The sequence below is a fragment of the Aeromonas sp. TW 6 genome, assembly GCF_013168745.1.
GTDB lineage: Bacteria > Pseudomonadota > Gammaproteobacteria > Enterobacterales > Aeromonadaceae > Aeromonas > Aeromonas caviae.
On sequence record NZ_JABERS010000023.1, the window covers coordinates 60,201 to 68,553 of the forward strand.

At 65.1% G+C, this 8,353-nt stretch carries 7 protein-coding genes; all 7 read right to left on the minus strand.

All coding sequences use genetic code 11. The annotated features are described in order from the left end of the window. Positions 1 to 56 precede the first annotated feature (56 nt). The 7 genes from HKD46_RS12885 to fliE all read right to left on the minus strand — a co-directional run bounded on the left by HKD46_RS12885 (position 57) and on the right by fliE (position 7,928). A complete protein-coding gene (locus HKD46_RS12885; RefSeq protein ID WP_171865500.1) occupies positions 57 to 1,976 on the minus strand; it encodes a flagellar hook-length control protein FliK in 1,920 nt (639 codons plus the stop codon). Between the two features lie 87 nt (positions 1,977 to 2,063). Further along, a complete protein-coding gene (fliJ, locus tag HKD46_RS12890) occupies positions 2,064 to 2,504 on the minus strand; it encodes a flagellar export protein FliJ (RefSeq protein WP_039039911.1) in 441 nt (146 codons plus the stop codon). Positions 2,505 to 2,520: 16 nt separating this feature from the next. Next, the gene (fliI, locus tag HKD46_RS12895) at positions 2,521 to 3,852 is read right to left on the minus strand and encodes a flagellar protein export ATPase FliI (protein WP_029314163.1); all 1,332 of its coding nucleotides are present in this window, start codon (positions 3,850 to 3,852) and stop codon (positions 2,521 to 2,523) included. Between the two features lie 74 nt (positions 3,853 to 3,926). Beyond that, positions 3,927 to 4,730 carry a flagellar assembly protein FliH gene (gene fliH / locus HKD46_RS12900; RefSeq protein WP_161469829.1) on the minus strand — a complete coding sequence of 268 codons (804 nt, stop codon included), beginning with the start codon at positions 4,728 to 4,730 and terminating at the stop codon, positions 3,927 to 3,929. A 70-nt stretch (positions 4,731 to 4,800) separates the two neighbouring features. Next, positions 4,801 to 5,862 (minus strand): flagellar motor switch protein FliG, encoded by a 1,062-nt coding sequence (gene fliG, locus HKD46_RS12905; RefSeq protein WP_010673917.1) that lies wholly within the window; start codon positions 5,860 to 5,862, stop codon positions 4,801 to 4,803. Continuing rightward, entirely contained in the window at positions 5,855 to 7,555 is a 1,701-nt protein-coding gene (fliF, locus tag HKD46_RS12910) for a flagellar basal-body MS-ring/collar protein FliF (protein ID WP_041212623.1), read from the minus strand. Before fliF ends, fliG begins: the two co-directional genes overlap by 8 nt. Before the next feature lie 55 nt (positions 7,556 to 7,610). Further along, positions 7,611 to 7,928 (minus strand): flagellar hook-basal body complex protein FliE, encoded by a 318-nt coding sequence (gene fliE / locus HKD46_RS12915; protein WP_029314161.1) that lies wholly within the window; start codon positions 7,926 to 7,928, stop codon positions 7,611 to 7,613. Between the last annotated feature and the right edge of the window lie 425 nt (positions 7,929 to 8,353).

Here is an 8,353-nt window from a genome sequence, read left to right on the forward strand (position 1 = left end):
CCTTGTCCACCCTAGTCTCAAACTTGTTCGGTATCATAAACTTACTTAAGAATGCATCAAGCATAGAAATCGATTCCGGCATCGTTTGCCGATTCCACCAGCAGCGTGAGGTTGCGAGCGCTCCCCTCGGCCTCTCTGCCATCGCTGCCGCCACCATTTCCCCCCTGTCGCCCCTGGTCACCGAAACCGGACTGACCCTGGGAGGATGACTGCCCCTGCTGCTGGAAGGTTTGCTGCTGCGCCTGTTGTTGCACCACGGTCTGGCCGAGCTGGATCCCCTGCCCTGCCAGCATGTCGCGCAGGCGCGGCATGGCCTGCTCCAGCATCTCACGGGTCTGGCCATGCTGCACCACGAAGTGCACGCTGGCCTGGCTGGAGGCATCCATCTGGATTTGGATCTTCATCTTGCCAAGCCCCAGGGGGTCTAGCTGGATCTCCGCCTGTTGCAGCTTGTCCGCCAGCATCAGGTTCACCTTGTGGTGCAGCTGCTCGGGGGCCTCAGGGGTCGCCAGCTTGAGGTGGGGCAGGCTCTGGGGCTCCCGTCTGACGGTCGCCTCGGCCAGCGGTCTGTTCTCGCCGACCTGGCTCTGGGCCTGATGCAAAGGCTGGCTCCCCTCGGCGGGTTCACTGCCCTTGACCTCCATCCCCGACTGTTTGCCCAGCTCATCGAGCCGGGACTTGTCCACCGCGGGCTTCACCGACACGGTCGCGCCGGCCACCACCACGGGGGCGCTCTCCATCTGGTCCAGGCCCGCCGAGAGGGCCGTCAGGGGGGCCTGTGCCCCCTGGGATTCGTGACGGGCCAGGATCTGCGGCGCCACCTGCACGGGGGCCGGGTCCTCCGTCGTCACGGGCTGGCTGCTCCCTGCATTCACCGCAGTCTCGGCCCCTGCACGGGCTCCCTGCCCGCTCGCGGCCTCAGCCTGTCTGGCCTCACCGGCGACAGGGGCGTCCTTCTCTGCCCCGGCCGCCGTCGCGGGCGGAGCGGACTCCGGTGTGGCTGCAGGGGCAGGCCCCTGCGCCACCGTCCGGATCACGCCATCGCCATAGGCGCTGGCGGCACGGGAAGCGGTAGTCCTCTGTCCGGCCGACGCCAGGGGATCGGTCACCTGTGCCTCTTGCGATGAGTCAGCCCGGGTGACAGTGGGAGCCTGGGCGTTTTCTCCTGCCACCACTTTGGCGAGCAGGGCGGCACGCTCCTGACCCGAGAGAGGGGGCTCACCCCCCTTGGCATCCGGCTCCGCTCCCTTGCCTGCCATGGGCTGGCGGGTCACCCCGCCCTGGTCGGCCACGGCGGTGTCATCGGCCAAGGGGGGCTCTTCCGCCCCCAGCGGCAGAGCACCCTGACCGCTTGGCACGGCGCTGGCGCCTTGGGCCGCACCGGGAGCAGCCTTCGTTTTGTTCCCTTCCTGCTGACGCTCTGGCGTCATCTGCGGCAGGGAGGCGCTCCCCTCTGCCGCCTCCACGCTCTCTGCCATCCCCACGTCCTTCGCCATTCCCACCCCCTCTGCCATCCCAGGCGCTGCGGCGCCAGGCGGCAAGGGGTTGCCGTCCACAGGCACCGCCGCCTCACCGGCCATGGCGGGCGATGTCGGGGGCACCACCAGGCTCACATCCTGGCGCAGGGAGGCTTGCAACTGTTGCAGGAAGTCGTCGGGAGGCAGCTCCCCCTCGTCGTCCGCCCCCTTCGAGGAAGACGCGGACTCGGTGGCGGGCTCGTCAGACGCCAAAGATTTGGCAGCCGGGGCAAGCCCCTCCCGGGCGCCCTCGGCGGGGCCCTGGAGCGGTGGGTTGCCCTGACTGGCTGGCGCCTTGCCCATCAGCTGGGCCATGGCCATGGCTTGCGAGAAGGCGGCCTTGCCCTCGCCTGACGGCTGCACGCCCCCTTCGCCCCCAATGGTGGGAGCCAGCAGGGTGGCGCTGCCATCGGCAGAAGGCGCCTGGGGGAGAGTGCTAATCAAGGGGGTCTGTATCATGCTGGGATCCCTGACGACGATTCGGTGACGGCCGCACGTGCGGTCATGGCTTGGCCCATCGGCCTCGCATGACCGGAAGAAAGCAAATTACAGGCCAGATTGGTGATAACGACGCAGGATGGCGTAGTCATCCAGCATCTTCTGCTCCTGGCGCTGGGCCTTCTGGCGCACCTTGTCCGCCTTCTTCTCCAGCAGCAGCTCGACCGCCTTGCGCCGCTGCTGGGCTTCGAGCCACTGGGTGCGGCACTCGGCCAGCGCCTCGCGCACCTGCAACACCCCTTGGTACTGCTGGGTCGCCGCGTTTTCGAGCTTGTTGATGAAGGCGTGATACTGGCTGTTCTGCTGGGGGCTGATCCCCTGCAGACCGCGCTCCGTCCACTGCTGGTGGTAGATCTGGCGGTACTGGTTGAGGGCGTTTTGCTGATCCATGAACAGCTTGAGATCCTGCTGGGCCTTGGCAAGCGCCATGGCGGCCTGCTGTTCGGCCTCCTCCAGCCGACTCGCCAGCAACGTCAATCCTTTACTCATAAGGGCTCTCCACCGGTCAACGCATCAGGGGCATGGCCACCAGTTGCAGGGATTGCAGGCCTTCATCGTAGTGAATGACCTCGCGCATTTTCTGCTGCAAGAACTGATCCAGATAGGGTTTCTGGATGATGGCCCGGTCGATGCGCGGATCCGATCCCTGGCTGTAGGCGCCGATGGTGATGAGATCCCGGTTCTGCTGGTAGAGGGAGTAGAACTGCTTGAAGGTGCGCGCCAGCTCCATGTGCTCCGGTGAGGTCACCATGGGCATGACCCGGCTGATGGATTTTTCGATGTCGATGGCCGGATAGTGGCCCGCATCCGCCAGCTCCCGCGCCAGCACGATGTGACCGTCAAGGATGGCCCGGGCCGCGTCGGCGATGGGATCCTGCAGATCGTCCCCCTCCGTCAGCACGGTGAAAAAGGCGGTGATGGAGCCCTGGCCGTCGCTGCCGTTGCCGGCCCGCTCCACCAGCGCCGGCAATTTGGCAAACACCGAGGGGGGATAGCCCTTGGTGGCCGGCGGCTCCCCCACCGCCAGTGCAATTTCCCGCTGTGCCTGGGCGTAGCGGGTGAGGGAGTCCATCAGCAGCAGCACGTTGAGCCCCTGCTCGCGGAAATACTCGGCGATGGCGAGCGCCGTCTCGCACCCCTTGAGGCGCATCAGCGGCGAGGCATCGGCAGGGGCGGCCACCACCACGGCGCGCTCGCGCCCCTCGGCGCCGAGGATCTCCTCGATGAACTCCTTCACCTCCCGGCCCCGCTCGCCGATGAGGCCCACCACGACGACATCCGCCACCGAGCCCCGGGTCATCATGCCAAGCAGCACGGATTTACCGACACCGGAGCCGGCGAACAGCCCCATGCGCTGACCCCGGCCCACGGTGAGCACGGCATTGATGGCCCGTACCCCCACGTCCATGGGCTGATGGATGGGGCGACGGGCCAGAGGATTGATGCGGTGCTGGGCGAACTGCACCGTCTGGGACGAGAGGATGGGGCCGAGCCCGTCCAGAGGTTGGCCGATGCCATCGATGACCCGGCCAAGCAGACTCATGCCCACCGGAATGCCGTGATCTTCGGTGACGGGCACCACCCGGGCGCCGGGAATGACCCCCTTGAGCTGCTCGCTCGGCATCAAGAACAGGCGATCCCCGGCAAACCCCACCACCTCGGCCTCCAGGGCCCCATCCTGGGTATCGATGCGGCACAGGGAGCCGATGGCGGCGCGGCAGCCAATGGCTTCCAGGGTCAGCCCCACCACCCGGGTGAGCTTGCCTGCCACCGGTGGTATGGGGGCCTGCTCGCGAACCCGGTAGCCTTTAAGCCGATCAAGAAGGGGTGCCGTCATGTCGCCTCCGACGATGAGTGCCTGATGATGCCGTCAGCAGGACGCTGCACGACGGGTTCGAACCGGGCCATGGCTCAGCTCGCGTTGTCACGCAGGAAGTTGCGCAGCAGTTGATCGATGCGCCCGGAGAGGGTGAGATCGATGCTGGAAAGCTCGGTGGCCAGTTGCAGATCGCCGGGGGAGAAGGTGGGCTCGCTTTGCAGCCGCCAGTGGCGCCTCGCGCACTCCTCGGCGCCAAAGGCGGCCTCTACCCGGATCACATCCTCCGGGTGCAGCATCAGGGTGACCCCCTGCTCGGCGGCAGGGAGCAGGGCCAACCCCTGCTTGAGGGCCTCCAGCAGCAGCGTGGGGGAGGTTTGCGCCTCATGGCGGATGAGGGCGCGGGCGAGCTGTTGCACCAGGGCGATGAGCTGCTGCTCCACCGCCTCGTCCATCTCGCCAAGGGGAGTGGCCAGGCGTGAGACCAGGGCTTGCCAGCGGGCTATCTCCAGCTCCACCTGCTCCCGCCCCATGGCGAGGCCCTCTTCCTTGCCCTGCTCCAGCCCGGCCTGGTGGCCCTGCTGCAAGCCTTCAAGCTTGCCCTCTTCCAGCCCCTTGGCAAAACCGGCCTCGCGCCCATCGCGCATCCCCTCTTCCCAGGCGGCCTGACGAATCGCCTCCACCTCTTCGGCGGTGATGCTGGGGGCGGGTTCTTCGGGTTGTTCTTCCGGCAGGGCCGCATCGGCCTGCTCCTGACGATACCAGTCAGGAGCCAGCCCCAAGGCATTGGTCTCGACCTCGGCTTCGGTCTCCATCTCTGGCCAGCCCCAGGTCTCAATCTGCGCCGTGTCGGACTCGGGCCTCAGATAGCCGCGCAGTTTGCTGTTCTTGTCATTCATGTGCCGAAGAGACTCCTATCGAGGGCCGGGTACAGGGGCCGACATCATCGCACATTCCATGGCCCATGACTTAGAGGAACTCTTCGCCACCACCCGCCCCCAGCATGATCTCGCCCGCATCCGCCAGGCGGCGCGCGGTGGAGAGGATCTCCTTCTGGGCGGCCTCCACTTCGGAGACCCGGATCGGCCCCATGGCCTCGAGGTCATCCGCCAGCATCTCGGCGGCCCGCTTGGACATGTTCTTGAATACTTTTTCCCGCATCTGGTCGTCCGACCCCTTGAGGGCCCGTTGCAGCAGATCCCCGGGCACTTCCCGCAACAGGGTCTGGATGCCCCGATCGTCCACGTCGATGAGGTTTTCGAACACGAACATCAGATCCTGGATCTGCTGGCTCATCTCCTCGTCCGACTCGCGGATGGAGTCCATCAGCTGCCCTTCGATGTTGGTGTCCAGGTAGTTCATGATGTTGGCCGCCGCCTTCAGGCCGCCCATCTTGGCCGCCTGGGCACCGGCCGCACCGGCGAACTGTTTCTCCATGATGTCGTTGAGCTCCTGCAGCGCCGCCGGTTGTACCTCTTCGAGGTTGGCGATGCGCATCACCAGATCCAGGCGCACCTGCTCCGGGAACTGGCTCAGGATCTCGGCGGACTGCTCCGGCTCCAGATAGGAGAGGACGATGGTCTGGATCTGCGGGTGCTCGTTCTGGATGATGCTGGCCACCTGGCGGGCATCCATCCACTTGAGGGAGTCGAGGCCACGGGCGCCTGAGCCCAGGATGATCTGATCCACCAGGTTGCTGGCCTTGTCCTCCCCGAGCGCCGCCACCAGAGCCTTGCGCACGAAGTCTTCACTGCCGATGCCGATATTGGTGTACTTCTGGATGTCGTCGATAAATTGACGATGCACCGCCGCCACCCGATCGTGGCTGAAATCCGACATGGAGGCCATGGACATGCCGAGCCGCTGCACCTGCTTGGGCTCGAGGTGGCGGAAGATCTGGGCCGCGTCCTCCTCGTTGAGGCTCAGCATCAGCACCGCCGCCATCTCCATGCCGCCCATCTGATCCAGGATCAGGCGCTGGCTTTCGGTGATGTCGTTGCCGGTGACCTGGCTTTTATTCTCTTCAGGCATCTTTGGTTACCCATTCTTTGATGACCTGGGCGGCCAGGTCAGGTTCGTTCGCTACCAGGGCGCGCACGGCCTTGAGCAGATCCTCGTCACGGTGCAGGTCAGGCAGCTTGAGCTGACCATCCCGCAGACCGAATACCGGTTCGGCCTCGGCCTGGGCGGCCAGCAGGCTCAGTTCGTCGTCGCCACCCAGCACGGTGTGGTTGTCGAAGTCCAGCTCCCCTTCCGGCTTGGCGTCCGGGTAGAGCAGGCGCTTGAGCATGGGCCGCACCACGGTGACGATGAGCACTATGATGACCAGCACGGAGGCGGCGATGCGCACCGCGCGCCAGAACCAGGGCTGCTCGTAGAGAGGAATGTCGGCAACGGTCTCGAGTTCCGGGCGGTTGAACGGAATGGCGACCACCTCCAGGGTATCCCCCCGGGTCACGTCAAAGCCCAGACCGCCGCTCAGCAGACGGCGCAGGGTATCGAGTTCGGCCTGGCTGCGGGCTTCCCGGGTCACGGCACCGTCGGCGCCGGGGATGGCCTTGTAATCCACCGCCACCGACACCGTCATGCGGCGAATGCCGCCCTGCTGGCGCCGGATGTGGCTGACGGTGGTGTCCAGTTCGAAGTTGCGGGTCGCTTCCTTGCGGGAACGGCCGGAAGAGGCGGTTCCTTCCCCGCCGGCAGCCTGCTCGGGAATGTTGGACGCGGCGGGCGGCTGGTTGGAGAGGGCGCCGGGCACCCCGCCGTTGCTGCCGCTGGCGCTGTTCTCTTCCATGGTCATTTCGGAGCGCACCGCCGGCAGGTCCGGGTTGTAGGTCTTGCGGGTCTGTTCCTGCTGGGAGAAGTCGAGGGAGAGATCCACCTCCGCCGTATAGTTGTCGGCCCCCAGCACCGGGATCAGGATGGCGTCAATTTTTTGTTTGTATTCGAGCTCCTGCTTCTGCTGCATCGCAAACTCCTTGCGGGTCTGGGCAGAGAGGGGATCCTGGGAGCCGGAGTTGAGCAGGCGACCGTTCTGGTCGGTCACGGTGACGCGGGTCGGCTCCAGACCGTGAACGGCGGAGGCGACCATGTCGACGATGGAGTCCACCTCACCCTGGCCCAGGGCGTTGCCCTTGAGGCTCAGGACCACGGTGGCGCTGGGCTTGCGTTCGTTGCGGGCGAACACGTTGTCTTTCGGGATGGCCAGCAGCACCTGGGCCTTGGCGACGTTCTGGAACTGCTCAATGGCGCTCGCCAGCTGGCGCTCGCGGCTCAGTTTCAGGCGCTCGCTCTCCATGCGCTGGCTGACGCCGAAGCTGGAGTCCTTGAGCAGGATAGCTTCGCCGTCGTTGCTGGCGTCGCTGTTGTTGGCCAGACCGGCGCGGGTCAGGCGCAACCGGATGTCCGCATAGTTTTCGGCACTGACCAGCACGCTCTTGCCATCCACCTGATAGGGGATCTTCTGCTGATCCAGGTAATCCAGGGTGGAGACCAGCTCCTGGGTGGTGAAGGTGCCGAGGGGACGCATCTCCGGCTCCTTGCCCCACAAGAGGATGAAGACGGCGATGGCTAGGCAGATGGTCAGCCCCAGGATCAGGGTGATCTGGCGCAACACATCGGTGTTGGACAGGAAGCCCAGCGCCGAGCTCTTCTGCTCGTGCTCGTCGAGGGCGGCCGCCCCCTCGTTGTTGATCAGCAGATCGCCGTTTTGATCAGTTGCCACGGTTTATGTCCTTGTTGCTGACATCTTCATGATGCTCGGTCGCCATGGGCCCGAGTTACACCGGCATGTTCATGATGGTCTTGTAGGCATCGACCATCTTGTTGCGCACCTGCACCGTCGCCTCGAAGGCGATGGAGGATTTCTGGCCGGCGATCATCACCTGGGAGAGATCCACCGACTTGTCGCCGAGATCGAAGCGGGTACGCAGATCGTTGGCGGTGCCCTGCAACTCGTTGACGTTGTCCAGGGCCTGTTGCAGCATCTGGCCGAAATCCGAGCTGACCGGACGACCGGGCTGGGTCAACGGCGTGGCACCGGCTTCCACCTTGAGGGCCTGCATCTCTTGCATCAGGCTGCTTGCGCTAATTTCCATCTTCCCTTCCCAGACAAATCATTGACACTGACTGGCTTGAAGCAATAAAGGTGCCAACCAGAGCGAGATCTCGAGATCAGGGATAAAAGCGGGGCGCGATCAGGCCGGCGGGCACCGGCCATCCGGGGATCAGGTCGCAGATCCGGGGGGATCGCCCAGCCGCCGCCGCAGGTAGATGCTCTGCTTGTCCCACTCCCGGCGCTGGGCAACCATCCGATCCTGCTCGGCCTCATGGGTCATCTTGCTCTCCTGGTCGCCGGACTCTGTGCGGCGCCCATGAAAAAGAGGGCCCAAGGCCCTAATGCCAGTCAGTTAAGCCTGACTGGCATTGTTTTTACTAGGTTTTCTCGTCGCATACTTCTGTGGTTTGGCTTTGATGCACCTTGGGTAACTTCGTTCTCGGCGGGCGGGTAACTTGAACTGCT